This is a genomic window from Streptomyces sp. NPDC005303, assembly GCF_040607335.1.
In the GTDB taxonomy this organism is placed as follows: Bacteria; Actinomycetota; Actinomycetes; order Streptomycetales; family Streptomycetaceae; genus Streptomyces.
Map to the genome: position 1 here is coordinate 1 of NZ_JBEXGM010000042.1, position 21,964 is coordinate 21,964.

Genomic DNA, 21,964 nt, shown 5'->3' on the forward strand with positions numbered 1-21,964 from the left:
AGTGTCGGTGTCGGTGTCGGTGTCGGTGTCGGTGTCGGTGGAGAGCTTCCACGTGCCGTCAGGCCACGATCAGATAGATCCCGTACGCCACCGCCGCCGCGCACGCCGCGAAGCAGGCGTAGGCGCCGGTGACCGCGAGGCCGGCCGAGTCGCCCTGGGCCGTGGCCCGTTCCTGGCGGGACAGGCCCATGATGCCGAGGGTGAACAGGGCCACAAGGCCCACGGTGACGACGAGGCTGACGCCGAACACGGAGCCGAGTGCTTCCCAGTCGATCTTCATGGTGAGGCTTCCTTAGTGCTGCGGGCTCAGACGGCGGCCGGCGGGGAGGCCGGTTCCGCCGTGACGGGCGGGGCCGGGATCGTGGCGGTGAGGTCCTCGGCCACGGGGCCCGCGGGCGGCGGGATCACGGCGGCGATCGCCGTGGTCACCACGCCGGCCGGCTCGTCGGTGTGGTTGACGTTCGACGCGTCCACGACCTCGCGCCGCGAGAGCTTCCAGATCGCCGCGCTGGAGGCGACGAGGAAGACCGCCACGACCGCCGTACCCCAGTCGCCGAGGTCCGTGACCGACTCGGCCAGGGCGCCCACCAGGGCCGCCGCCGGGAGCGTCAGGCCCCAGGCGACGAGCATGCGGGTGGCCGTCGACCAGCGGACGACCCCGCCCTTGCGGCCGAGGCCCGCGCCCATCACCGAACCGGAGACGGCGTGCGTGGTGGAGAGGGAGAAGCCGAGGTGGGAGGAGGCCAGGATGACCGTGGCCGCGCTGGTCTGGGCGGCGAAGCCCTGCTGCGGCTGGAGGTCGGTCAGGCCCTTGCCCATGGTGCGGATGATGCGCCAGCCGCCCAGGTAGGTGCCGAGCGCGATGGCGAGACCCGCGGAGAGGATGACCCAGGTGGGCGGGTCGGAGTCGGGGGCGACGGCGCCGCCGGCGACCAGGGCGAGGGTGATGATGCCCATCGTCTTCTGCGCGTCGTTGGTGCCGTGGGCCAGCGAGACCAGACCTGCCGAGGCGATCTGGCCGGTGCGGTAGCCCTTCGCGGCGGCCTTGCCGTCGGCCTTCTTGCCCAGTGTGTAGGAGAGCCGGGTGGCCAGCATGGCGGCGACGCCCGCGACGATCGGCGCGGCGACCGCGGGGATCAGGACCTTGGTGACGAGCGCGTCGCCGTGGACCGCGCCTGTGCCCGCCGAGGCGATGGTGGCGCCGATCAGACCGCCCATGAGGGCGTGCGAGGAACTGGAGGGCAGACCCACCAGCCAGGTCAGCAGGTTCCAGAGGATCGCGCCGACCAGGGCGGCGAAGATGACCTCGGGACGGATGCCGGTCTCGTCGACGAGACCCTTGGAGATCGTGTTGGCGACCTCCACCGAGAGAAAGGCGCCCACAAGGTTCAGCACGGCGGACATGGCCACCGCGACCTTGGGCTTGAGTGCACCGGTCGAGATGGTGGTGGCCATCGCGTTGGCGGTGTCGTGGAAACCGTTCGTGAAATCGAACGCGAGTGCGGTTACGACCACAATCGCGAGGATCAGCGAGAAGTTTTCCATTTACCCAGGCAATCGTTCGAGGTCATTGGCTTGTTGAACGTAAGTAACCTGGATGAACGGAAGATGAACTGAGGCGGGCCGCACGGTGACCGTAATCTTCCGCAATTGCTTCGCCGGACCCCGTCACCCCCGTGCACCCCATGCGCCCCACGGCCATGACCGCCGACGGCGGCCCTCTTCGGCCGACGCCCCGACCCGTCGAAGAGATTCTTGTCACCTCCCCCGTGTCCGCCCGGTCGTATCGGGCCACTCACAGCGCGTGGTCGGAGGTGTTTTCTCGGCCCGCCGCCGAGGCGGGCGCCCCGACTGGCAGGATCGCGGCATGGCTGAGCAGCGGCAGGATCCACGAGACGTACGGGGTGCCGGGGGCGGCACGAGAGGTGTGCGGGCCGAGGAGTCGGACGCCTGGGGCGCTTTGGTCGGCACGGCCCGCCGGACGGTCACCGACGGGCTCGTCGTCGGCACCTCCGGCAACGTCTCGGTGCGCGTCGGGGACACGGTCCTGGTCACCCCGTCGGGGGTGCCCTACGACCGCCTCACCCCGGACGACGTGACAGGCGTCGACCTGGAGGGCCGTCAGGTCCTGGGCACCCTGGTGCCGACGAGCGAACTCCCCATGCATCTGGCGGTCTACCGCAGCACCGACGCCCGCGCGGTCGTCCACACCCACGCGGTGCACGCCACGGCCGTCTCCACGCTCGTGCCCGAACTTCCCATGATCCACTACATGGCCGCCGCGCTCGGCGGCCCCGTCCGGGTCGCCCCCTATGCCACCTACGGCACCGCCGAACTGGCCGAGAACATGCTCGACGCCCTCGCCGACCGCACCGCCTGCCTCCTCCAGAACCACGGCACGGTCGCCTACGGCGGGACTCTCTCCCAGGCCTTCGACCGCACGGCCCAACTGGAGTGGATGTGCCACCTGTGGCTGACGGCCCGAGCGGTGCCGGGCCTGACCCCACATCTCCTGACGGAGGAACAGGTGGCGGAGGCGGGGGAGCGGTTGCGGGGGTACGGGCAGCGCGCCTGAGAGGGGTGCCGGGCTCTGACGTAGGGCGGGTCCGTCGCGGCTGCTCCCCGCGCCCCTGGGGAGCTGCCGTCACCTGTGCGACACCAGCCCTGACCGAACCCGCACGGGCCGCCGCAGGCACGAGGGGCGCGGGGAACTGCGCGACCAGCCCATACCGGCCCGCAGACACCCGACGACCTCAGACACCCGACCACCTCACCCCGCACCCCGACCTGCGGCGGCCCGCGCCCACTGGCCTGAGAGCGCGTCCGACGGGAAACTGAAAGACGTGCGCAATGTCAAAGCGACGGCCGCTGCCGTCACCGCAGCCCTGGCGGCCGGCGCAGCCGGAATCGTCGCAGGGAGGATCGCCAGCGACGCCGGACTGAAGGCGCCGCCGGGCCGCCCGCTGCCCGGCGAACCCCGGCTCACCGTCCACTCCACCGCCGCCGGCCGCATCGCCCTCACCCGCGATCTCGCCGCCCTGCGCCCCGGCACCTACGGCCTCGCCGGTGACGCCTCCCACGCCGTCGTCGGCGACGTCCTCACCGCGGAACGGCACTCCGCCGACACCGTCGTCCGCCGCCTGGAACGCGTCACCCACGGCACCCTCGCATCCGGCGACAAGGTCTGGCTCACCCCGAACGTGTACGTCGGCGACCCGAAGTCGGCCCTCGACCTCGACCACACCGACGTCGACGTCCCGGGCGAACTCGGTGCCCTGCCCGCGTGGTTCGTCCCCGGCGTACGGGACACCTGGGTCATCGCGGTCCACGGTCTCGGCACGACCCGTGAACACGCCCTGAACATCACGGAGTTCCTGCACCGCCACCGCTTCCCCGTCCTCACGCCCGCCTACCGCGGCGACATCGGCGCCCCCCGCCCGCCGGACGGCCTGAACCACTTCGGCGAGACCGAGTGGCGCGACCTGGACGCGGCGATGCGCTACGCCGTCAGCAACGGCGCCCGCCAACTCGTGCTGCACGGCTGGTCCACCGGCGCCACCATGGCCCTGCGCGCCGCCGCCCGCTCGGGCGTGCGCGACCGGGTGAAGGGGCTCGTCCTGGACTCCCCGGTCCTCAGCTGGGAGCTGACCCTGCGCGCCCTCGCCGCGGGCCGCCACACCCCCGGCGTCCTGCTCCCGCTCGCGGTGCGCGCAGCCCAGGGACGCACCGGTCTGCCCAGCGACCACTCCGGCCTGTACGCCGACCGCACCGTCCCCTACGTCGACCACGAGGAGCGGACCGACGACATGGGCCCCGACCGGCCCCCGCCGCCGACCCTGATCCTGCACGGGCCGGACGACACGATCGCCCCCTGGCGCCTCTCCCGCCGTCTCGCCGACGCCCACCCGGACCGGATCGCCCTCCACACGGTCCGCCAGGCCCCCCACGCGGCGATGTGGAACCCCGACCCGAACGGCTACGAGGAGGCACTGCGCCGTTTCCTCACTCCCCTGATGTGACCTCCGGGCGCCCCGGTCCCACAGGTTCCGTTTAAGCCCGTACTACTGGCCTGATCTCGGTGTATGCCCCTCCGCCTGGTCCCGCAGCCGGCCCTGCCCGACGCCCCCGGTGACATTCCGTTTGGGTTTTCGGACCGTCAACCGGAAGACTGCACCCGTGACGTCCCGTATCCCGCGCGACTCCAGGCTCCGACTCGTCCGCCCGCGACCCCTGGCCGCCGCCCCCTCAGCCGTCAACCAACGGCGCCCGCGCCGCCCCGCGCCCCGCCCCCCGGAGGGCACACCGGCCCCCGCGGAACTGGCCAGAATGGCGCGCAGGGGTCTTGCCGACGCGGCCCGTGTCGCGCACTGGGCCGACCGCGCCCTGGGCCCCGGCAGGGACGGCGCCGGCTCCGACGGCAACGGCACCCTCTCCGACGAGACAGCAGCCCGCGCCGCCGAGGACCTCGGCCTGACCGCGGCTCAGGTCCGCGCCGACTGGGACACCGCCCGCCTCGCCGGCCTTGTCGAGGTGCACGGCGGCAACGCCCGCCCCGGCTGGCGGCTGCGCGCCTGGGACCGCGACGACAGTGCCGTACTGCGCGGCTGGGTCGCCCTCTTCGACGCCTGGTCGCTCGCCTTCCCGGAACCCACCGACCGCGAGCCCGCCGCCGTCGCCGAGGTCGTCTCGGCCATGCCCCAGGTGCTCTCCTTCCTTCAGCTGTCGGCCGGCCCCGTCCCCGTCGAGCAGCTCCTGGACCTCCTGGAGCAGCGCGTCACCGAACTGCGCACCGAGCGCTGCGAGATCCCCTACGGCCCCCAGCCGGAGCCCCTGGCGGAGCCGGAGACGGCCGACGCCCCCCTCGCCCCCCTCCTCGACTGGGCCCTGCGCGCCCTCGCCTCCGTCGGCGCCCTGACCTACGGCGACGGCCAGGCCACCCTCACCCCGCTCGGCAACTGGGCGGTGTGGGTCAAGCTGGAGCAGATCTGCGTCGCCGCGCAGAGCCCCGCAGGCAACATCGAGGTCGCCGCCGAGGAGATGCTGCGCGGCTGCGCCCAGCTGCGCCCCAACGCGGCCCGCGCCGAGTACCGCGCCTGGCTCGCCGCCCGCCCCGTCGGCAGCGCCGTCACCGAACTGCTCGGCGCCGCCCGCGGCGACGACGCCCTGCTGCGCGGTCTCGCCTTCGAGGCCCTGCGCGTCGTCGGCGCCCCCGCCGAGCCCGACGTCCGCTCCGTGGCCGACGAGCCCACGCTGCGGCCGTACGCCCTGCTGTGGCTGGCCGAGCACGACGGGATCGACCCGGAGGACGCCCACGAGGTCCTCACCCGGCAGGAGGCCACCTGGCTGTGGGTCGACACCGCGGCCGCCGTCGCCGACCACGGTGAGGCCCCGATGCTGGTGCGGCACCTGGAGTCCGCCGTGCAGCCGACCGTCCCCCAACTGCTCGACGAGGTACGGGCCGTCGGCCACCCGCGCACCGTGCAGGTCCTGGTCGCCCTCGCCGCCGCCCACCCCGACCCGGCCCTCGCCAAGGCCGTCCGCCGCGCCGCCTTCCAGGTGCACACCGGCGGGTGAGTCAGCGGCGTATCTCCGGCGCGTACGTCCCGAAGCTCCAGATGTTGCCCTCGGCGTCCCGGGCCATGTAGTCCCGGGAGCCGTAGTCCTGGTCCGTAGGAGGCATCAGGATCTCCGCGCCGTGCTCCGCGGCGTGCCGGTGATGTGCGTCGACGTCGTCCACGACCACGTACATCCCGGCCGGGCCCGCGTCCTTCATCAGCTTGTCGTAGGCGCTGCCGGTGCCCTTCGATCCGAGCATCACCGCGCCGTTGCCCTGCGCCAGCTCGGCGTGGGCCACCAGGCCGTCCTCGCTCTCGTACACGGAGAGCTCCGTGAACCCGAAGACCTCGGTCAGCTGCTTGATCGCCGCTTTCGCGTCCGCGTACAGCAGCGCCGGGTAGATGCTCGGACGTCCACCGCCGGTCCCCATGCCGATCACTCCCTTGTGACCAAAAAGCCGGACATCGATGCTTGGACCAGTCTCGCAGCGACCACTGACAACGGCCCGCGCACCAGGTCCGGCCCTCACCGGAACGTGTCGCACCGCTCCATCTCGCCGCTCCGGTATCCCTCGCGGAACCACTGCTGCCGCTGCCGGGCCGACCCGTGCGTCCACGACTCCGGTGTCACCCGCCCCTGGAACCGCTCCTGGATCCGGTCGTCGCCCACCGCCGCCGCCGCGTCCAGACCGTCGGCGATGTCCACGTCCGTGAGACTCGTGATGAGCGGGCGCCCCGTCGACTCGTCCTTCGTCGTGGTCGCGTGGCGTGCCCACACCCCGGCGTAACAGTCCGCCTGGAGCTCCACCTTCACCGCGTTGCTGTCCGCGCCCGTGCTCCCGTCCTGCGACCGGCTCAGCGTGCCCATCAGGTCCTGCACGTGATGCCCGTACTCGTGCGCCACCACGTACGCCTGCGCGAACGGCCCGCCGCGCGCCCCGAACTTCGTCCGCAGCTCGTCGAAGAACCCGAGGTCGAGGTAGACCTTCCGGTCGCCGGGGCAGTAGAACGGCCCGACCGCCGAGGTCGCCGACCCGCACGCCGTGCCGACCCGCTCGCCGAACAGGACCGTGGAGGAGCGGGTGTACGTGCCGCCGCGCCGCTCGAACTCCTGGTCCCAGTAGTCCTGCACGCTGTTGACCACCGCCACCGTCCGGCAGTCGTCGCGCGTGTTCGCGTCCTGCCCGGTCCGGCAGCTCCGCTCGACCTCGGCGAGGCCGGAGGCCGTGGCCCCGGGCTGTCCGCCGCCGTCGGTGAGCCCGAGCTGGTCGGGGCCGACGCCGAGGAAGAGACCGAGGAGCAGGACGATCAGCCCGCCGATGCCACCGCCGACGGTCGCCTTCCCGCCCGGGATGCGGCTGCCGCGCACATCCTGCACCTCGGAGGTGTCCAGCCTGGCGTCGTCGTCGAACTGCATGGACCCCGCCCCCTCCGCGCTCACCGGTCCCGCAGGGCAACCTCGCCCGGCGGCCCCTCCCCGGCCTCGGACACCCACCCGAACGAGGGACGGCGACGGGACCGACCGGATACCCGGAGCGAGACCAACCGAACACCCGAACCCAGAAAAAGTGCTTGCACGCCCCCGTTAGACTTGGCCCATGGCCATTCTCCTCGCGCATTAGACGGCGGGAACGCCTCAGCCGCCCACCCGTCAATCCCGAATCCGCCCTGGAGTCTGTCCGTGATCTCCGCCTCCGGTATCGAGCTGCGCGCCGGCGCCCGAGTCCTCATCGAGTCCGCCACCTTCCGAGTCGCCAAGGGCGACCGCATCGGCCTGGTCGGCCGCAACGGCGCGGGGAAGACCACCCTCACCAAGTGCCTGGCCGGCGAGGGCATCCCCGCCGCCGGCCAGATCACCCGCTCCGGCGAGGTCGGCTACCTCCCCCAGGACCCGCGCACCGGCGACCTCGACGTGCTCGCCCGCGACCGCATCCTCTCCGCGCGCGGCCTCGACGTCCTGCTGAAGAAGATGCGCGACAACGAACAGCGCATCGCCAACGGCAGCGGCGCCACCCGCGAGAAGGCGCTGCGGCAGTACGAGCGCCAGGAGACGGAGTTCCTCACCAAGGGCGGGTACTCCGCCGAGGCCGAGGCCGCCACCATCGCCGCCGCGCTGAACCTCCCGGACCGGGTACTGGGCCAGCCCCTGCACACCCTCTCCGGTGGTCAGCGCCGCCGTATCGAACTGGCCCGGATCCTCTTCTCCGACGCCGACACCCTGCTCCTCGACGAGCCCACCAACCACCTCGACGCCGACTCGATCATCTGGCTGCGGGACTACCTCAAGACCTACCGCGGCGGCTTCATCGTGATCTCCCACGACGTCGACCTGGTCGAGACGGTCGTCAACAAGGTGTTCTATCTGGACGCCAACCGTGCCCAGATCGACGTCTACAACATGGGCTGGAAGCTCTACCAGCAGCAGCGCGAGGCCGACGAGAAGCGCAGGAAGCGCGAGCGGCAGAACGCCGAGAAGAAGGCCGCCGCCCTGCACTCGCAGGCCGACAAGATGCGCGCCAAGGCCACCAAGACGGTCGCCGCGCAGAACATGGCCAAGCGTGCCGACCGGCTGCTCGCCGGCCTCGACGCCGTGCGCCAGCAGGACAAGGTCGCCAAGCTGCGCTTCCCCGAGCCCGCGCCCTGCGGCAAGACCCCGCTGATGGCGGAGGGACTGTCCAAGTCCTACGGCTCGCTGGAGATCTTCACCGACGTCGACCTGGCCATCGACAAGGGCTCCCGGGTGGTCATCCTGGGCCTCAACGGCGCGGGCAAGACCACCCTGCTGCGCCTGCTCGCCGGGACCGAGCAGCCGGACACCGGCGCGGTCGTGCCCGGCCACGGCCTCAAGCTCGGCTACTACGCGCAGGAGCACGAGACGCTCGACCCGGAGCGCACGGTCCTGGAGAACATGCGCTCGGCGGCCCCCGACCTCGACCTCGTCGAGGTGCGCAAGACGCTCGGCTCGTTCCTGTTCTCCGGCGACGACGTCGACAAGCCGGCCGGGGTCCTCTCCGGCGGCGAGAAGACCCGTCTTGCGCTGGCCACCCTGGTCGTCTCCTCGGCGAACGTCCTGCTCCTCGACGAGCCCACCAACAACCTCGACCCGGCCAGCCGCGAGGAGATCCTCGGCGCCCTGCGCACCTACAAGGGCGCCGTCGTCCTGGTCACCCACGACGAGGGCGCGGTGGAGGCGCTCCAGCCGGAGCGGATCATCCTGCTGCCGGACGGCGTCGAGGACCTGTGGGGCGCGGACTACGCGGATCTCGTCGCCCTCGCCTGACCGTCTGTGTCGCTTGATCGAATGCGTGATCAACGGCGTATGGATCATTCGGCCCACCGGTGATCCATCATCTGTGTGAGATCTCCTCGTACCGAGGTGTGTCCTACATCGATTTCACGGCCGAGTCCTTTATCGACAAGGGCTCGGCCGTGGTGCGTCTCTGACCTGGCCTTTCACAAAGGAACCCGTTCGGCGGTACGAACATGCCCGGGTGGAATTGCAGATTCCGTATGTGGGGACGCGCTCCTGTCGTCAAAACCATGTCTTACGGACCTTGCCGAATGGGTGGCCATGAACGCCCGGAGGGGTGATCATGAGAGAACCAGAGCGCACTTCCCATGAGGAGGCACGGGTGGCCGAGACTCTGAAGAAGGGCAGCCGGGTAACCGGCGCCGCGCGCGACAAGCTCGCGGCAGACCTGAAGAAGAAGTACGACTCCGGTGCGAGCATTCGGGCGCTGGCCGAGGAAACCGGCCGCTCGTATGGCTTCGTACACCGGATGCTCAGCGAATCGGGCGTCACGCTTCGTGGGCGTGGCGGAGCGACGCGGGGCAAGAAGGCCGCATCGTCCTGAACCGGGCGGCCCATCGCGCTTCGATGGTGGCCACCCGGTCGGTCGGACGATCGGCCGGGTGGTTACTGTGCAGTCACTTAGCATCGCTCTGCTGACCGCACGCATCGGAGGCGCCCCATGGCTATGTCCAGCCAGGACGGCCAGGAATCAGTTCCCCTGCTCGACAAGGACGGCGTACGGCTCACCGTCGAGGACACCCTCGCCACGGTGACGCTGACCAACCCCGCCAAGCGCAACGCCCAGAGCCCCGCTCTGTGGCGGGCGCTCGCCGAGGCGGGCCGGCTGGTGCCGGGCTCCGTCCGGGTCGTGGTGCTGCGTGGCGAAGGCAAGTCCTTCTCCGCCGGGCTCGACCGGCAGATGTTCACGCCCGAGGGGATCGAGGGCGAGCCGTCGTTCATCGACCTCGCTCGCAGTGGTGACGCCGAACTCGACGCCGCCATCGCCGAGTTCCAGGAGGGCTTCACCTGGTGGCGGCGCAGTGACGTCGTGTCCATCGCCGCCGTGCAGGGGCACGCCATCGGGGCGGGCTTCCAGCTGGCCCTCGCCTGTGACCTGCGCGTCGTCGCCGACGATGTGCAGTTCGCCATGCGCGAGACCAGTCTGGGGCTGGTTCCCGACCTCACCGGCACCCACCCCCTGGTGGGCCTCGTCGGATACGCCCGGGCGCTGGAGATCTGCGCCACCGGGCGCTTTGTCACGGCCGAGGAGGCCGTGAGCACCGGCCTCGCCAACATCGCCGTACCGCTCGACCAGCTCGACGGCGCCGTGCGGGACCTCGCGGCCGCCCTTCTGTCCGCCCCCCGCGACGCGGTCATCGAGACCAAGGCGCTGCTGCGGGGCGCCCAGGACCGCACCTACGACGAGCAGCGCGGCGCCGAGCGCGCGGCCCAGACCCGACGGCTGCGGGACCTCGCCGGAGTCGGCGACTAGGTCAGCACGGCCGTCACCAGCACGGCCACCGTCGGACGATCCGACAGCGCGGCCCCCACGGCGGCGCGGACCTCCCGGGCCACGTCCACGGCCCGGCGGTCCGCGCCCACCGCCAGTTCGACGCGGACATGGCGGCGCGGAAGCGAGCCGCCCCCGGTCGTACGGTCCGAGATGTGCACCGGCGGCCCGAGCAGACCGGTCAGCCGGCCCACCCCGGGCACCGCCAGCGCGGCGACGGTGGCGAGGGCCTCGTCGCCACGCTCCGTCTCGGCGGGACGCGGCGGCTCGGGCTGTCGTACGGGAGACGGTTCCGCGTCCTCGTCCAGCAGGGCCGTCACCCGCAGGTCCACCTCGCCGAGCTCCAGCCCCAGCAGTCCGGCCGCCGTTCCGGCCAGCACCGTGCGCAGCCGCTCCGCCGTCACCGGCAGCGGTTCCGCGGGCGTGGCCCCGAACTCCGCCGTGAGCCGCAGCGGCCCGGGCGGCAGCGCGCCCGGAGGCGGAGGTACGGCGGGCTCGTGCGTGTCCTCAGGGTCGGCGAGCCCGATGCGCACCGCGTCCAGCCGTACGCCGTGAAGGTCCTTGGCGGCGGCCGCCAGCACCGCCCGGGCCGCCTCCTCGGAGATCCACGCGCCGTCGCGCGGCCCGCCCAGGGGCAGCAATCTGCCCAGTCCGAGCTGATGCCGCACCGTCCGTGCCCACTGCTCCGCCGTCATTACTCCAGCCTGCCGCATCTCCGGCGCGCGATCGCGCTACCGCGCTTACGGTGGTCGAAGGAGGACGAGCGAAAGGGGTGACGCGATGACCGACATGACGCAGGGCACCGAGGTGGATCCGCAGGCACAGCTGCGGAAGACCACCAAGCGCGGCGGCGGCGACCCGGCGACCCGAGGGCGGACGACCATCGCCGACGGTGTCGTGGAGAAGATCGCCGGACTCGCGGCACGGGACGTCCTCGGCGTCCACGCCATGGGCAGCGGTCTGAGCCGTACCTTCGGAGCCGTACGGGACCGGGTGCCCGGCGGTTCGAAGTCCGCCACACGCGGGGTCAAGGTCGAGGTCGGCGAGGTGCAGACCGCGCTCGACCTGGAGATCGTCGTCGACTACGGCGTCTCGATCTCCGACGTCGCCAAGGCGGTGCGGGAGAACGTCATCGCGGCGGTGGAGCGGATGACCGGCCTGGAGGTCGTCGAGGTCAACGTCGCGGTGAGCGATGTGAAGCTGCCCGACGAGGAGGACGAGGAGCCGGAGTCCCGGCTCCAGTAGCCGCACCACACCGTGAAGGACCTTTAGGGAGCGCACGATGAGCATGGCCGTGGTCGGCATGATCGCCGGCATGGCGCTGGGCTTCGCAGGGTATTTCGGCGGGTTCGGCGCCTTCCTGCTGGTGGCGGCGCTGGGCGCCATCGGCTTCGTCGTCGGCCGGTTCCTGGAGGGGGACCTGGAGATCGGCGACTTCTTCCGTACCCGTGACGACCGACGCGACCGGCGGCCATGACGTCCGTGAGCAGTGAGAACGGCACGGCGGACGGGCTCCGCGCACCCCTGACCGTGACCGCCGTTCCGCCCGGTGACCGGGGGGCGACGAGGATCGCCGACCGGGTGGTCGCCAAGGTCGCGGGACAGGCGGCCCGCGAGGCGCTCGGAAAGCTCCCCGCCGAGGCCGGGCCCCCGCACGCCACCGTCGTCGTCCACCACGAAGTGGCCCGCATCCGCATGCACCTCGAACTCGACTACCCCAGCGACATCGGCGCCCGTTGCAGACAGGTGCGTCAGCAAGTGGTCGAGCGGGTAGTCGCGTTGGTGGGCATGGAGGTGTCGGAGGTGACGGTCCAGGTGGAGCGGCTGCATCCGGCACAGACGCACGGCGCGGCACAGGGGAGGACGCGATGAGCGAGCCCCAGGGCTCCGAAGGCACCACACAACGACTGCCGGTGATCGAGCGGACGGCGGAACCGGACCGGCGCGACCAGTCCGCGTCGGCGGCCGCGTACGGCCCACCACCCGCACCGGAGGCCGAAGGGGGCGGCGGCGAACGCCGCTTCTGGTCGGCGCGCAGGATCCCGGCCGGCATCCTCGCCCTGCTGCTCCTGCTCGTCGCGGGCATCTTCCTGTACGACATCGCGGCCGTCCGGGCGCACCGGCCGGCCATGCACTGGCGCCGCGAACTCTCCGGTCAACTCGCCGAACGCCCCCTGGACGACATCTGGGTCCTGATCGGCGCCGGCGTCGCCGCGGCCCTGGGCCTGTGGCTGCTGGTCCTGGCCGTCACGCCCGGTCTGCGCAGCGTCCTCCCGATGCGCCGCACCCACCCCGACGTCCGCGCCGGACTCCACCGGGACGCGGCGGCCATGGTCCTGCGCGACCGGGCCATGGAGGTGTCCGGCGTCCAGTCCGCACGCGCACGGGTGAGGCGGAAGAAGGCCGACGTCCGCGCGGTCTCCCACTTCCGTGAACTGGACGACGTACGCGCCGACCTGGACCTGACCCTCACCGAGGCGATCAGGGGACTGGGACTGGCCCGGCCCCCCGCCCTGTCGGTGCACGTGGCGCGGACCACCAAGAAGAAGGGCTGAGGCCGATGCTCAGGACCGTCAACCGCGTACTGATCGGCCTGGTGGGCCTGGTACTGCTCGTAGTCGGCGGCTCGGTGCTCGCCGTGGGCCTCGGCGTCGACCCGCCCTCCTGGTGGATCCACGACGGCAAGAAGGACGTTCTGCTGAGCGACGCGGAGCGCACCCGCTGGGACGGTGAGGGCTGGTGGTGGCCGACGGTCATCGCCGCACTGGCACTCGTGGTGCTCCTGACCCTGTGGTGGCTGACGGCGGTCCTGCGCAGGCGCCGACTCACGGAGGTACGCGTCAACACGGGCGACGGTGAGGGCGCGCTGTTGCGGGGCCGGGCGTTGGAGACCGTACTGGCGGGCGACGCGGGCCAGTTGGACGGCGTGCAACGAGCCCAGGTAGGCCTGAAAGGCCGCCCGGACGCCCCGGAGACCCACGTACGCCTCCACCTGGAACCGCACGTGGACCCGGGAACGGCCCTGCACCACCTGACGACCGGGGCCCTGACCCATGCCCGCAGTTCGGCAGGCCTCGACTCACTACCGGCCGAGGTCCGCATGACGGGCGTCAAGCACAAGGCGGAAAGGGTCAGTTGAGAACCTCCACGGGCCCGCGCCTCAGAAGCCGTGCCTCATGCCCCCGTCGACCGGCACCATGACCCCGGTCAGATAGGAAGCGGCCGGCGACAGCAGGAACGCCGACACCCGCCCGAATTCCTCAGGTGTCCCATACCGTCGCAGCGGAATCCGGGACTCGTTGGCGGCCCGAGTGGCGTCAGGATCAGCCGACATCCCGTCCAGCTCGCGCACGCGGTCCGTGTCGATGCGAGACGGCAGCAACCCGACCACCCGAATCCCCCGCGGTCCCAGTTCGTCCGAGAGCGACTTCGCGAACCCGGCGAGACCGGGCCGCAGCCCGTTCGAAATGGTCAGCCCGGGAATCGGCTCGTGCACGGACGCCGACAGCACGAACCCGATCACACCCCCGGCCTCCAGCTCCGCCGCGGCCGCCCGAGCCAGTCGCACCGCCCCGAGGAACACGGACTCGAACGCGGACTGCCACTGCTCGTCCGTGTTGTCGGCCACGAAGCCGGGCGCGGGCCCGCCCACGCTGATCAGTACCCCGTCGAAGCCGCCGAAGTTCTCCCGTGCGGAGGCGATGAGCCGCTCCGCCGACGACGGATCGGCGTTGTCGACGCCCACCCCCACCGCGTTCGGCCCCAACTCCGCCGCCGCGGCGAGCGCCCGCTTCTCGTCCCGCCCGGTCACCACCACCTTCGCCCCGTCCGCGACCAGCGAACGCGCGGCCGCGTTGCCGAGCCCACGGGTCGCGCCGGTGACGACGTACACCCGGTCCTTCAGTCCAAGATCCATGGTCCCTATCCTGCCTCCTCGCCCCCGAACAGCGTCAGGGCGGTGTTCACCAGACCGATGTGGCTGAACGCCTGCGGGAAGTTGCCGAGCTGGGCGTCGGCCACGGGGTCGTACTCCTCGGACAGCAGCCCCACGTCGTTGGCCAGCCCCAGCAGGCGTTCGAAGAGGTCCCGCGCCTCCTTCGTACGGCCGGTCATGTGGAGCGCGTCGGCGAGCCAGAACGAGCACACCAGGAACGTGCCCTCGCCGCCGGGCAGCCCGTCGACGGGGGTCTCCTCGGCGCTGTAGCGACGTACCAGTCCGTTGTGCTCCAGCTCCGCGCGGATCGCGTCGATGGTGCCGACGACCCGGGGATCGTCGGGCGGCAGGAAGCCGGTGCGCGGGATCAGCAGCAGGGACGCGTCGAGTTCGCGCGAGCCGTAGTACTGGGTGAAGGTGTTGCGTTCGGGGTCGTAGCCCTTCTCGCAGACCTCGCGGTGCACCTCGTCGCGCAGCGTGCGCCAGCCGTCCGGGTCGCCCCTGAGGTCCGGGAAGGCCTCCAGGGCGCGCACCGCGCGGTCGGCGGCGACCCACACCATGACCTTCGAGTGGACGAAGTCGCGGCGGCCGCCGCGCACCTCCCAGATCCCCTCGTCCGGCTGCCGCCAGGAGGACCGGAGGAAGTCCAGCAGGACACTCTGCAGGGACCACATGTGCGGCTTGGCGGGCAGGCCCGCCCGCCGGGCCAGCGACAGCGAGTCCATGACCTCGCCGTACACGTCCAGCTGGAGCTGCTTCACTGCCCCGTTGCCGATGCGTACCGGCCGGGAGCCGCCGAAGCCGGACAGCCACGGCAGCTCGAACTCGGGCAGCCGCCGCTCGCCCGCCACGCCGTACATGATCTGGAGGTCCGCCGGGTCGCCGGCGACCGCGCGCAGCAGCCAGTCCCGCCAGGCCTCGGCCTCCTCCAGGTAGCCGCACTGCACCAGGACGGCCAGGGTGAGGGTGGAGTCGCGCAGCCAGCAGTAGCGGTAGTCCCAGTTGCGCACCCCGCCCATCTCCTCCGGCAGCGAGGTGGTGGCCGCGGCCACGATGCCGCCGGTCGGCCGGTAGGTGAGCGCCTTCAGGGTGATCAGGGAACGGATCACGGCGTCCCGGTGCGGACCGTCGTAGCGGCAGCGCGCCGACCACGCCTGCCAGTCGGCCACGCTGCTCTCCAGCGCCTCGAAGGGGTCGGTCAGCGGGGGGCGCGGCTCGTGCGAGGGATGCCAGGTGAGGACGAACGCGACCTTCTCACCCGCCTCGACGGTGAACTCCGAGTGCGTCCCGAAGTGCTCGCCCCAGGTGCGTACCGGGGGCTCGCTGCGCAGCCACGTCGCGTCGGGTCCCGCGACGGCCACCCGGTGTCCGTCCGCCCTGCGCATCCACGGCACGATCGAGCCGTACTCGAAGCGCAGCCGCAGTGTGCTGCGCACGGTGACCCGGCCGCGGAGCCCTTCCACGACGCGTACGACGTCGGGGGCGACGTCGCGCTGCGGCATCAGGTCGGTGACGCGCACCGCGCCCTCGTCGGTCTCCCACTCGGTGTCCAGGACGAGGGTGCCGGGACGGTAGCCGCGCCTCGTGCACCGGTCGGCTTTCTTCGGAGCGATCCGCCAGTGGCCGTTCTCCTCGTCCCCGAGCAGCCTGGCGAAGCAGGCCGCCGAGTCGAAGCGGGGCAGACACAGCCAGTCCACGGAGCCGTCCATGCCGACCAGTGCGGCGGTCTGTTCGTCGCCGATGAGGGCGTAGTCCTCGATACGGGGGTGCACGGAGTGCGGTTTCCCGGCAGGCCCGGCAGGCAATCAGGGTGGGGCCGGGGGAGTGACGCCGCCGCGCCGGAGAATCACCGTGCGGGCCGTCCGTGCGCCGGCTGCCCCGCTCGTCTTCCGGTGGGTCACACCGCGGCCGGCTGCGCCTCCGTCGCGTCTTCCTGTTCCGCCTTCTCCCGGCGGTCGCGGAGTTCGCGCCGCACCATGACGACCCACCCGATGGGAACGCCGAGGGAGAACAGCCACCACTGGAAGGCGTAGGCGTAGTTCAGCGCGGCGTCCTCCTTGCCGGGGTTGCCGCCGATCAGTTCCGGGCTGTCACCCTTCGGCTCGGGTGCCGTCTGGGCGATGTAGCCGCCGAGCACCGTGGCGCCCAGCCGCTCGGCCTCCTGCTCGCTGTTGATCAGCATGACCTGCCGGTCCGGGAGCCCCTTGAGGTTCTTGATGCCGCTCGCCGCGGTCGTCTCGTCGGGCATCAGCCGCCCGGTGACCGTGATCTCACCCTTCGGGGGAGCGGGGATCTTCGGGAACACCGTCTGGCTCGGACCGTTCGCGGGGATCCAGCCCCGGTTGACCAGCAGCACCTTGCCGTCGTCGAGGACGAAGGGGGTCAGGACGTGGTAGCCGACCTCGTCGTCGGAGTTGGTGCGGCGCCGGACGACGACCTCGTCCTCGGTGTCGAAGTGCCCCTTCGCGGTCACGCTGCGGTACCGGTCGTGTGTCGTGACCGTGTGTCCGGGCGAGGTCATCCGCTCCACGGGCACCGGCTTCGCGGACATCGCGTCGGAGACCAGCTGGTTGCGGGCGGTGCGCTCCTCGTAGCGGTGCATCTGCCAGATGCCCAGCCTGATCATCGTGGGGATGAGGAGGAGGGCGACCAGCGTGAGGATCACCCACTGCCGGGACAACAGGAAGCGGTACACCCCACGACCGTACAACTCGGACCGCGGGGGGTGCGCACAGGGGTGTGCCGGACCGGTCGACGACGCCCACCCGATGGGGCGCTGCCGGCTTGCGGGTGCCGGCGACGCCCCTGACGATTCGGCTTATGACACGTTGCGAAGTGTGTGGGAACGACTACGAGCTGGCATTCACCGTCGAGACCCGGGACGGGGCCCGTCACGTCTTCGATTCGTTCGCCTGCGCGATCCACCGCATGGCCCCCATCTGCGAGCACTGCCGTGTGCAGATCATCGGGCAGGGCGTCGAGGTGGACGGTCACTGGTTCTGCGGCGCCCACTGTGCCCGCGCGGAGGGCAAGGCCGGCATCGTGGACAAGGTCGGCTCCGCCGTGTAGCCGACGCCTACGGGGGTGAAGGGGACAGTACGGTCATCCTCGCGACGCCGGCTCCACATCCTGGAGCAACTGCCCGAAGGCCGCCTCGTCGACGACCGGGGTGCCGAACTGCCGGGCCTTGACCACCTTGGAGGTGCCCGAGTCCGGGTCGTTGGTGACCAGCAGACTGGTCAGCCGGGAGATGCTGGTGGCGACATGCAGCCCGGCCTCGATCGCCCGGTCCTCCAGGAGGTCGCGCTCGGTCGAGGTGTCACCGGAGAAGGCGATCCGCATGCCCTGTTTGAGTGGTTTGCCGTCCTCGTACCGCCCCGGGTTGGGGTAGGGGCACGCGGGTCGCTTGCGAGTGGGCCGCCAACTGGTCGTCCGGTAGCCGCCGTAGCCCGCCGACTGCCGGGGTACCGCCGCCCGGTCCGTCCACTCGGTCAGCGGCCGGCACTCGTGCAGCGGCAGCCGCACGCTTCGCGCGGCGGCGGCCCGCAGGCTCGGCCGGAACGCCTCCGCGAGCACGCGCGCGTCGTCCAGGGCATGGTGCGCCCGCTGCTGTACGACACCGAAGTGGGCCGCCAGCGACTCCAGTTTGTGGTTGGGCAGCGGCAGGCCCAGCTCCTTCGACAGGACGATGGTGCACAGCCGTTGACTCACCGGCGCCACCCGGCCCGCGCGCGCGTACTCGCGGGCGATCATCTGCCAGTCGAAGACGGCGTTGTGCGCGACCAGCACACGACTGTCGAGACGCGCCGAGAACTCGTCGGCGATGTCCTGGAAGAGCGGGGCGCCTTCGAGTGCCTCGCTCGTCAGCCCGTGGATCCAGACGGGGCCAGGGTCCCGCTCCGGATTGACCAGCGTGTACCAGTGGTCCTCGACCTCACCCTGGGCGTCCAGCCGGTACACGGCCGCGGAGATTATCCGGTCGTCGCGGGCCAGGCCGGTGGTCTCCACGTCGACGACCGCGTATCCCTGCGGATACGCGGCCGGCCACGCTGTGGGGGAGGAGGCTGCGGTCGTCTGGTCTTCGAGCATGGTTCATGAGGATACGGGCCGCGACTGACAGTCCCTCACGACGGCGTCGGTACCGGGCTCCAGGCGACCGGGGTGCGATCCTCCGGGGATGACCGAAGAGGGTGTGAACGGACCGGCGCACGGCGAGGCCCACGGTGGTGGGCTCGGCGCCCGCCTCAACTGGCTGCGCGCGGCCGTCCTCGGCGCGAACGACGGCATCGTCTCCACCGCGGGCCTCGTCGTCGGCGTGGCCGGTGCGACGAGCGACCGCGCGGCGTTGCTGACGGCGGGTCTGGCGGGCCTGCTGGCCGGCTCGATGTCCATGGCGGCCGGGGAGTACGTGTCCGTGTCGACCCAGCGGGACTCCGAGATGGCCGCACTGGCTGTGGAGAAGCGGGAGCTTCGCGAACAGCCCGAGGCGGAGCTGGAGGAGTTGACAGAGCTTCTGGAGGAACGGGGCCTGTCCCGTGACGTGGCCCGTGAGGCGGCGGAACAGCTGACGGAACGTGACGCACTCCGGGCGCACGCACGCGTGGAGCTCGGCATCGACCCGGACGAACTGACGAACCCCTGGCACGCGGCCTGGGCGAGCTTCCTGGCGTTCACGGCGGGGGCGTTGCTGCCGCTGCTCGCGATCGTGCTGCCGCCGGCGGGGTGGCGGGTGCCGGTGACCGTGGTGTCGGTGGTGGCGGCGCTGGTCCTGACCGGGTGGAGCAGTGCGCGGTTGGGGGCGGCCGACGCCGGACGGGCGGTGGTGCGCAATGTGGGGGGCGGGGTGTTGGCGATGGGGGTCACTTACGGGGTGGGGGTGCTGCTGGGGGCGGCGGGCGTCGGCTGACACCCCCGCCCCTTGGCGGAGATCACCAAGAAGCAAGCGCGTACCACCGTTGATACTTGTGGGTAACAACGTCTAGCCGTGCCTCACCGGCGGTTCTACGGTGCACGCATGCCGAACCTCCCCGACGTCGTGGTCTGGTCCATACCCGCCTTCGTGCTGCTCACCGTCATCGAGATGATCAGCGTCCGCATCCATCCCGATGAGGACGCGGCCGGCTACGAGACGAAGGACGCCGCCACCAGCATCGGCATGGGACTGGGCAGCCTCGTCTTCGACTTCCTCTGGAAGATCCCGATCGTCGCCGTCTACACCGCCGTCTACGAGTTGACCCCGCTCCGCGTCCCCGTCCTGTGGTGGACGGTCCCGCTGATGCTGCTCGGGCAGGACTTCTTCTACTACTGGTCCCACCGCGGCCACCACGTCATCCGCATCCTGTGGGCCTGCCACGTCGTCCACCACTCCAGCCGGAAGTTCAACCTCACCACCGCGCTGCGCCAGCCCTGGACGACCCTGACCGTCTGGCCGTTCTACGTTCCCCTCGTCGCCGCCGGCGTCCACCCGGCCGCACTCGCCTTCTGCTCCTCCGCGAACCTCGTGTACCAGTTCTGGATCCATACCGAACGCATCGACAAGATGCCCCGCTGGTTCGAGTTCGTGTTCAACACCCCGTCCCACCACCGTGTCCACCACGCCTCCCAGGGCGGTTACCTGGACCGCAACTTCGGCGGGATCCTCATCGTCTGGGACCGGCTCTTCGGCTCGTTCGTCGCCGAGACCGAACGGCCCGTCTACGGGTTGACCAAGAACATCAACACGTTCAACCCGATCAAGGTGGCCACCCATGAGTACGTAGCGATCATCAAGGACATCAAGAAGGCGCGGAGTTGGCGCGAGCGGGCGGGACGCGTCTTCAGGGGACCCGGCTGGGCACCGGCACCGCTACCGGAGACGGCCGAGGAGGCCGTGCCCGCGTGAGAACCCCGAGCGCGTACGGCACCCACCGCGGCCGCCGGGCACTCCTTGTGGTGTCCGCCCTCGCCGCCGCCGTCGACCTCGTCTCCTTGGTCGTCGGCTTCGCTCCCGGCCACGCCGTGGCCAAGCCCCTCCTGATGCCCCTCCTGGCCGCGTACTGCGTCGCGTCCGGGGCGCCCAGGCTCCTGGTCGGCGCCCTCCTGTGCGGCTGGGGCGGCGACGTCCTGCTGCTGTCCGACGCCGACCCCGCCTTCCTCGCCGGCATGGCCTCCTTCGCGGCCGGCCATGTCTGCTACCTCGTGCTCTTCCAGGCATACGGCAGCCCACGCGCGCGTGCCGGCCTCCTTGCGCCCCTCTACGCCACCGCCCTCGTCGCCACCGTCGTCGCCCTGTGGCCGGACCTGCCCGCCGGACTGCGGGTGCCCGTCGCCGGCTACAGCGTGCTGCTCACGACGATGGCGTGCGCGTCGGCCGTCCGGTTCGGTGCGCTCACCGGAGTCGGCGGCGCGCTGTTCCTCCTCTCGGACACCCTCATCGCGACCGGCGTCGCCGACTGGCCGCAGCTCCCACGGCCCGATTTCTGGATCATGCTCACGTATGTCGCCGCGCAGTTCCTGCTGGCCGGTGGCACCCTCCGAGCCCTCGAAGCGCGCCCGGGACCGATGGCGACGTACGGTGAGATGCGCTCGACCACCCTCTGAGCGCCGCACCGACCTCGCACGAGAAGGACCCTCGCCATGCGCGCCACCACCATCCACGCCCCTTACGACATGCGTGTGGAGGACGTGCCCGAGCCCGTGGTGCAGCTGCCCACCGACGCCGTGCTCCGGGTGCTGCGCGCCTGCATCTGCGGCAGCGACCTGTGGGCCTACCGCGGCGAGGCGGCCCGGCAGCCGGGGCAGCGGATCGGCCACGAGTTCCTCGGCGTCGTGGAGGAGACCGGCTCCGAGGTCGGCACCCTCAAGCGGGGTGACCTCGTCGTCGCACCCTTCATGTGGTCCGACGGCGTCTGCGACTACTGCCGCGAGGGCCTGACCACCTCGTGCGAGCACGGTGGGTTCTGGGGTTCCGTCGGCTACGACGGCGGCCAGGGCGAGGCCGTCCGCGTCCCCTTCGCCGACGGCACCCTCGTACGCCTGCCCAAGGAGGCGGCATCCGACGACCACCTGCTGTCCTCCCTGCTGACCCTCTCCGACGTCCTGGGCACCGGGCACCACGCGGCCCTCGGCGCCGGAGCCCGCCCGGGCGCCACGGTCGCCGTCGTCGGTGACGGCGCCGTCGGCCTGTGCGCGGTGCTCGCCGCCAAGCGGCTCGGCGCCGAGCGGATCATCGCCCTGGGCCGCCACCAGGTCCGTACCGACATCGCGCGCCGCTTCGGCGCCACCGACGTCGTCGCCGAGCGCGGGGACGCGGCCGTCGAGGCGGTCCGCGAACTCACCCGCGGTCAGGGCGCCCACGCCGTCGTGGAGGCCGTCGGCACCGAACAGTCCATGCGTACGGCTGTCGGCATCACCCGTGACGGCGGCGCCATCGGCTTCGTCGGCGTGCCGCACGGCAGCGGCACGGGTGTCGACCTCGGTGTCCTGTTCGACCGGAACATCGCCCTGCGCGGCGGCGTCGCGCCGGTCCGCGCCTACATCCCGGAACTGCTCCCCGACGTCCTGGACGGCACCGTCGACGCCTCACCCGTCTTCGACATGACCGTCGGTCTGGAGGGCGTCCCCGACGGCTACAAGGCGATGGACGAGCGCACCGCGCTCAAGGTCCTCGTCACCGGGTAGCGGTCACCCAGCGT

General features: G+C 71.6%; 25 protein-coding genes. 16 read left to right on the plus strand and 9 right to left on the minus strand.

Annotation, left to right across the window (positions count from 1 at the left end):
- Window positions 1-58 precede the first annotated feature (58 nt).
- Window positions 59-280, minus strand: coding sequence for a hypothetical protein (locus ABZT93_RS35925; RefSeq protein WP_355751484.1), 222 nt, complete (start codon window positions 278-280; stop codon window positions 59-61).
- Between the two features lie 26 nt (window positions 281-306).
- Window positions 307-1,545 (minus strand): inorganic phosphate transporter, encoded by a 1,239-nt coding sequence (locus ABZT93_RS35930; RefSeq protein ID WP_356112590.1) that lies wholly within the window; start codon window positions 1,543-1,545, stop codon window positions 307-309.
- A 322-nt stretch (window positions 1,546-1,867) separates the two neighbouring features.
- Here ABZT93_RS35930 and ABZT93_RS35935 point away from each other — a divergent pair, with 322 nt between their 5' ends.
- The 3 genes from ABZT93_RS35935 to ABZT93_RS35945 all read left to right on the plus strand — a co-directional run bounded on the left by ABZT93_RS35935 (window position 1,868) and on the right by ABZT93_RS35945 (window position 5,574).
- Complete coding sequence (locus ABZT93_RS35935) at window positions 1,868-2,575, plus strand: class II aldolase/adducin family protein (RefSeq protein ID WP_356112592.1); 708 nt, start codon at window positions 1,868-1,870, stop codon at window positions 2,573-2,575.
- Window positions 2,576-2,843: 268 nt separating this feature from the next.
- A complete protein-coding gene (locus ABZT93_RS35940) occupies window positions 2,844-4,019 on the plus strand; it encodes an alpha/beta hydrolase (RefSeq protein WP_356112594.1) in 1,176 nt (391 codons plus the stop codon).
- A gap of 157 nt (window positions 4,020-4,176) precedes the next feature.
- The gene (locus ABZT93_RS35945; RefSeq protein WP_356112596.1) at window positions 4,177-5,574 is read left to right on the plus strand and encodes a hypothetical protein; all 1,398 of its coding nucleotides are present in this window, start codon (window positions 4,177-4,179) and stop codon (window positions 5,572-5,574) included.
- Between the two features lies 1 nt (window position 5,575).
- Here the strand turns inward: ABZT93_RS35945 and ABZT93_RS35950 are convergent, their stop codons facing one another.
- Complete coding sequence (locus tag ABZT93_RS35950) at window positions 5,576-5,986, minus strand: VOC family protein (protein ID WP_356112598.1); 411 nt, start codon at window positions 5,984-5,986, stop codon at window positions 5,576-5,578.
- A gap of 95 nt (window positions 5,987-6,081) precedes the next feature.
- Entirely contained in the window at window positions 6,082-6,972 is an 891-nt protein-coding gene (locus ABZT93_RS35955) for a neutral zinc metallopeptidase (protein WP_356112600.1), read from the minus strand.
- Window positions 6,973-7,236: 264 nt separating this feature from the next.
- Between ABZT93_RS35955 and ABZT93_RS35960 the strand changes: the two genes are divergently transcribed.
- The 3 genes from ABZT93_RS35960 to ABZT93_RS35970 all read left to right on the plus strand — a co-directional run bounded on the left by ABZT93_RS35960 (window position 7,237) and on the right by ABZT93_RS35970 (window position 10,339).
- Window positions 7,237-8,835 (plus strand): ABC-F family ATP-binding cassette domain-containing protein, encoded by a 1,599-nt coding sequence (locus ABZT93_RS35960; RefSeq protein ID WP_356112601.1) that lies wholly within the window; start codon window positions 7,237-7,239, stop codon window positions 8,833-8,835.
- A 352-nt stretch (window positions 8,836-9,187) separates the two neighbouring features.
- On the plus strand, window positions 9,188-9,409 hold the full coding sequence (locus ABZT93_RS35965; RefSeq protein ID WP_004002281.1) for a helix-turn-helix domain-containing protein: 222 nt from the start codon (window positions 9,188-9,190) through the stop codon (window positions 9,407-9,409).
- 117 nt (window positions 9,410-9,526) lie between these two features.
- The gene (locus tag ABZT93_RS35970) at window positions 9,527-10,339 is read left to right on the plus strand and encodes an enoyl-CoA hydratase/isomerase family protein (RefSeq protein ID WP_356112604.1); all 813 of its coding nucleotides are present in this window, start codon (window positions 9,527-9,529) and stop codon (window positions 10,337-10,339) included.
- Here ABZT93_RS35970 and ABZT93_RS35975 read toward each other — a convergent pair.
- Window positions 10,336-11,052 (minus strand): nucleopolyhedrovirus P10 family protein, encoded by a 717-nt coding sequence (locus ABZT93_RS35975; protein WP_356112606.1) that lies wholly within the window; start codon window positions 11,050-11,052, stop codon window positions 10,336-10,338. The two genes, ABZT93_RS35970 and ABZT93_RS35975, sit on opposite strands and share 4 nt — an antisense overlap.
- A gap of 85 nt (window positions 11,053-11,137) precedes the next feature.
- Between ABZT93_RS35975 and ABZT93_RS35980 the strand changes: the two genes are divergently transcribed.
- The 5 genes from ABZT93_RS35980 to amaP are packed head-to-tail and all read left to right on the plus strand — an operon-like array spanning window position 11,138 to window position 13,496.
- Window positions 11,138-11,602 (plus strand): Asp23/Gls24 family envelope stress response protein, encoded by a 465-nt coding sequence (locus ABZT93_RS35980; RefSeq protein ID WP_356112607.1) that lies wholly within the window; start codon window positions 11,138-11,140, stop codon window positions 11,600-11,602.
- 37 nt (window positions 11,603-11,639) lie between these two features.
- Entirely contained in the window at window positions 11,640-11,834 is a 195-nt protein-coding gene (locus ABZT93_RS35985) for a hypothetical protein (RefSeq protein ID WP_020121359.1), read from the plus strand.
- Window positions 11,831-12,229, plus strand: coding sequence for a hypothetical protein (locus ABZT93_RS35990; protein ID WP_356112608.1), 399 nt, complete (start codon window positions 11,831-11,833; stop codon window positions 12,227-12,229). Before ABZT93_RS35985 ends, ABZT93_RS35990 begins: the two co-directional genes overlap by 4 nt.
- A complete protein-coding gene (locus tag ABZT93_RS35995) occupies window positions 12,226-12,912 on the plus strand; it encodes a DUF6286 domain-containing protein (RefSeq protein WP_356112609.1) in 687 nt (228 codons plus the stop codon). The genes ABZT93_RS35990 and ABZT93_RS35995 overlap by 4 nt, the downstream gene beginning before the upstream one ends.
- A gap of 5 nt (window positions 12,913-12,917) precedes the next feature.
- Window positions 12,918-13,496, plus strand: coding sequence for an alkaline shock response membrane anchor protein AmaP (amaP, locus tag ABZT93_RS36000; protein WP_356112611.1), 579 nt, complete (start codon window positions 12,918-12,920; stop codon window positions 13,494-13,496).
- A gap of 21 nt (window positions 13,497-13,517) precedes the next feature.
- Here the strand turns inward: amaP and ABZT93_RS36005 are convergent, their stop codons facing one another.
- The 3 genes from ABZT93_RS36005 to ABZT93_RS36015 all read right to left on the minus strand — a co-directional run bounded on the left by ABZT93_RS36005 (window position 13,518) and on the right by ABZT93_RS36015 (window position 16,986).
- Window positions 13,518-14,273, minus strand: coding sequence for an SDR family oxidoreductase (locus ABZT93_RS36005; protein ID WP_356112613.1), 756 nt, complete (start codon window positions 14,271-14,273; stop codon window positions 13,518-13,520).
- Window positions 14,274-14,278: 5 nt separating this feature from the next.
- Entirely contained in the window at window positions 14,279-16,063 is a 1,785-nt protein-coding gene (locus ABZT93_RS36010) for a glycoside hydrolase family 15 protein (protein WP_356112615.1), read from the minus strand.
- 125 nt (window positions 16,064-16,188) lie between these two features.
- On the minus strand, window positions 16,189-16,986 hold the full coding sequence (locus ABZT93_RS36015) for an SURF1 family protein (protein WP_356112617.1): 798 nt from the start codon (window positions 16,984-16,986) through the stop codon (window positions 16,189-16,191).
- A gap of 125 nt (window positions 16,987-17,111) precedes the next feature.
- Here ABZT93_RS36015 and ABZT93_RS36020 point away from each other — a divergent pair, with 125 nt between their 5' ends.
- Window positions 17,112-17,360, plus strand: coding sequence for a hypothetical protein (locus ABZT93_RS36020; protein WP_031046215.1), 249 nt, complete (start codon window positions 17,112-17,114; stop codon window positions 17,358-17,360).
- A gap of 33 nt (window positions 17,361-17,393) precedes the next feature.
- On the opposite strand, the gene ABZT93_RS36025 is transcribed toward ABZT93_RS36020, so the two are convergent.
- Window positions 17,394-18,380: a DEDDh family exonuclease gene (locus tag ABZT93_RS36025; RefSeq protein WP_356112619.1), complete on the minus strand. Its 987-nt coding sequence runs from the start codon at window positions 18,378-18,380 to the stop codon at window positions 17,394-17,396.
- Window positions 18,381-18,468: 88 nt separating this feature from the next.
- Between ABZT93_RS36025 and ABZT93_RS36030 the strand changes: the two genes are divergently transcribed.
- The 4 genes from ABZT93_RS36030 (at window position 18,469) to ABZT93_RS36045 (ending at window position 21,950) form a co-directional block, all read left to right on the plus strand.
- On the plus strand, window positions 18,469-19,197 hold the full coding sequence (locus tag ABZT93_RS36030; protein ID WP_356112621.1) for a VIT family protein: 729 nt from the start codon (window positions 18,469-18,471) through the stop codon (window positions 19,195-19,197).
- A 108-nt stretch (window positions 19,198-19,305) separates the two neighbouring features.
- Window positions 19,306-20,172, plus strand: coding sequence for a sterol desaturase family protein (locus ABZT93_RS36035; protein WP_356112623.1), 867 nt, complete (start codon window positions 19,306-19,308; stop codon window positions 20,170-20,172).
- Entirely contained in the window at window positions 20,169-20,870 is a 702-nt protein-coding gene (locus ABZT93_RS36040; RefSeq protein WP_356112624.1) for a lysoplasmalogenase, read from the plus strand. Before ABZT93_RS36035 ends, ABZT93_RS36040 begins: the two co-directional genes overlap by 4 nt.
- 36 nt (window positions 20,871-20,906) lie before the next feature.
- Window positions 20,907-21,950, plus strand: a complete 1,044-nt coding sequence (locus ABZT93_RS36045; RefSeq protein ID WP_356112626.1) for a zinc-dependent alcohol dehydrogenase family protein — start codon at window positions 20,907-20,909, stop codon at window positions 21,948-21,950.
- The last annotated feature ends 14 nt before the right edge of the window (window positions 21,951-21,964 follow it).

Coding starts and splice junctions, on each gene's coding strand:
- ABZT93_RS35925 (WP_355751484.1), bottom strand. CDS start 280: ATGAAGATCGACTGGGAAGCACTCGGCTCCGTGTTCGGCGTCAGCCTC.
- ABZT93_RS35930 (WP_356112590.1), bottom strand. CDS start 1,545: ATGGAAAACTTCTCGCTGATCCTCGCGATTGTGGTCGTAACCGCACTC.
- ABZT93_RS35935 (WP_356112592.1), top strand. CDS start 1,868: ATGGCTGAGCAGCGGCAGGATCCACGAGACGTACGGGGTGCCGGGGGC.
- ABZT93_RS35950 (WP_356112598.1), bottom strand. CDS start 5,986: ATGGGGACCGGCGGTGGACGTCCGAGCATCTACCCGGCGCTGCTGTAC.
- ABZT93_RS35955 (WP_356112600.1), bottom strand. CDS start 6,972: ATGCAGTTCGACGACGACGCCAGGCTGGACACCTCCGAGGTGCAGGAT.
- ABZT93_RS35970 (WP_356112604.1), top strand. CDS start 9,527: ATGGCTATGTCCAGCCAGGACGGCCAGGAATCAGTTCCCCTGCTCGAC.
- ABZT93_RS35975 (WP_356112606.1), bottom strand. CDS start 11,052: ATGACGGCGGAGCAGTGGGCACGGACGGTGCGGCATCAGCTCGGACTG.
- ABZT93_RS35980 (WP_356112607.1), top strand. CDS start 11,138: ATGACCGACATGACGCAGGGCACCGAGGTGGATCCGCAGGCACAGCTG.
- ABZT93_RS35985 (WP_020121359.1), top strand. CDS start 11,640: ATGAGCATGGCCGTGGTCGGCATGATCGCCGGCATGGCGCTGGGCTTC.
- ABZT93_RS35990 (WP_356112608.1), top strand. CDS start 11,831: ATGACGTCCGTGAGCAGTGAGAACGGCACGGCGGACGGGCTCCGCGCA.
- ABZT93_RS35995 (WP_356112609.1), top strand. CDS start 12,226: ATGAGCGAGCCCCAGGGCTCCGAAGGCACCACACAACGACTGCCGGTG.
- amaP (WP_356112611.1), top strand. CDS start 12,918: ATGCTCAGGACCGTCAACCGCGTACTGATCGGCCTGGTGGGCCTGGTA.
- ABZT93_RS36005 (WP_356112613.1), bottom strand. CDS start 14,273: ATGGATCTTGGACTGAAGGACCGGGTGTACGTCGTCACCGGCGCGACC.
- ABZT93_RS36020 (WP_031046215.1), top strand. CDS start 17,112: ATGACACGTTGCGAAGTGTGTGGGAACGACTACGAGCTGGCATTCACC.
- ABZT93_RS36025 (WP_356112619.1), bottom strand. CDS start 18,380: ATGCTCGAAGACCAGACGACCGCAGCCTCCTCCCCCACAGCGTGGCCG.
- ABZT93_RS36030 (WP_356112621.1), top strand. CDS start 18,469: ATGACCGAAGAGGGTGTGAACGGACCGGCGCACGGCGAGGCCCACGGT.
- ABZT93_RS36035 (WP_356112623.1), top strand. CDS start 19,306: ATGCCGAACCTCCCCGACGTCGTGGTCTGGTCCATACCCGCCTTCGTG.
- ABZT93_RS36045 (WP_356112626.1), top strand. CDS start 20,907: ATGCGCGCCACCACCATCCACGCCCCTTACGACATGCGTGTGGAGGAC.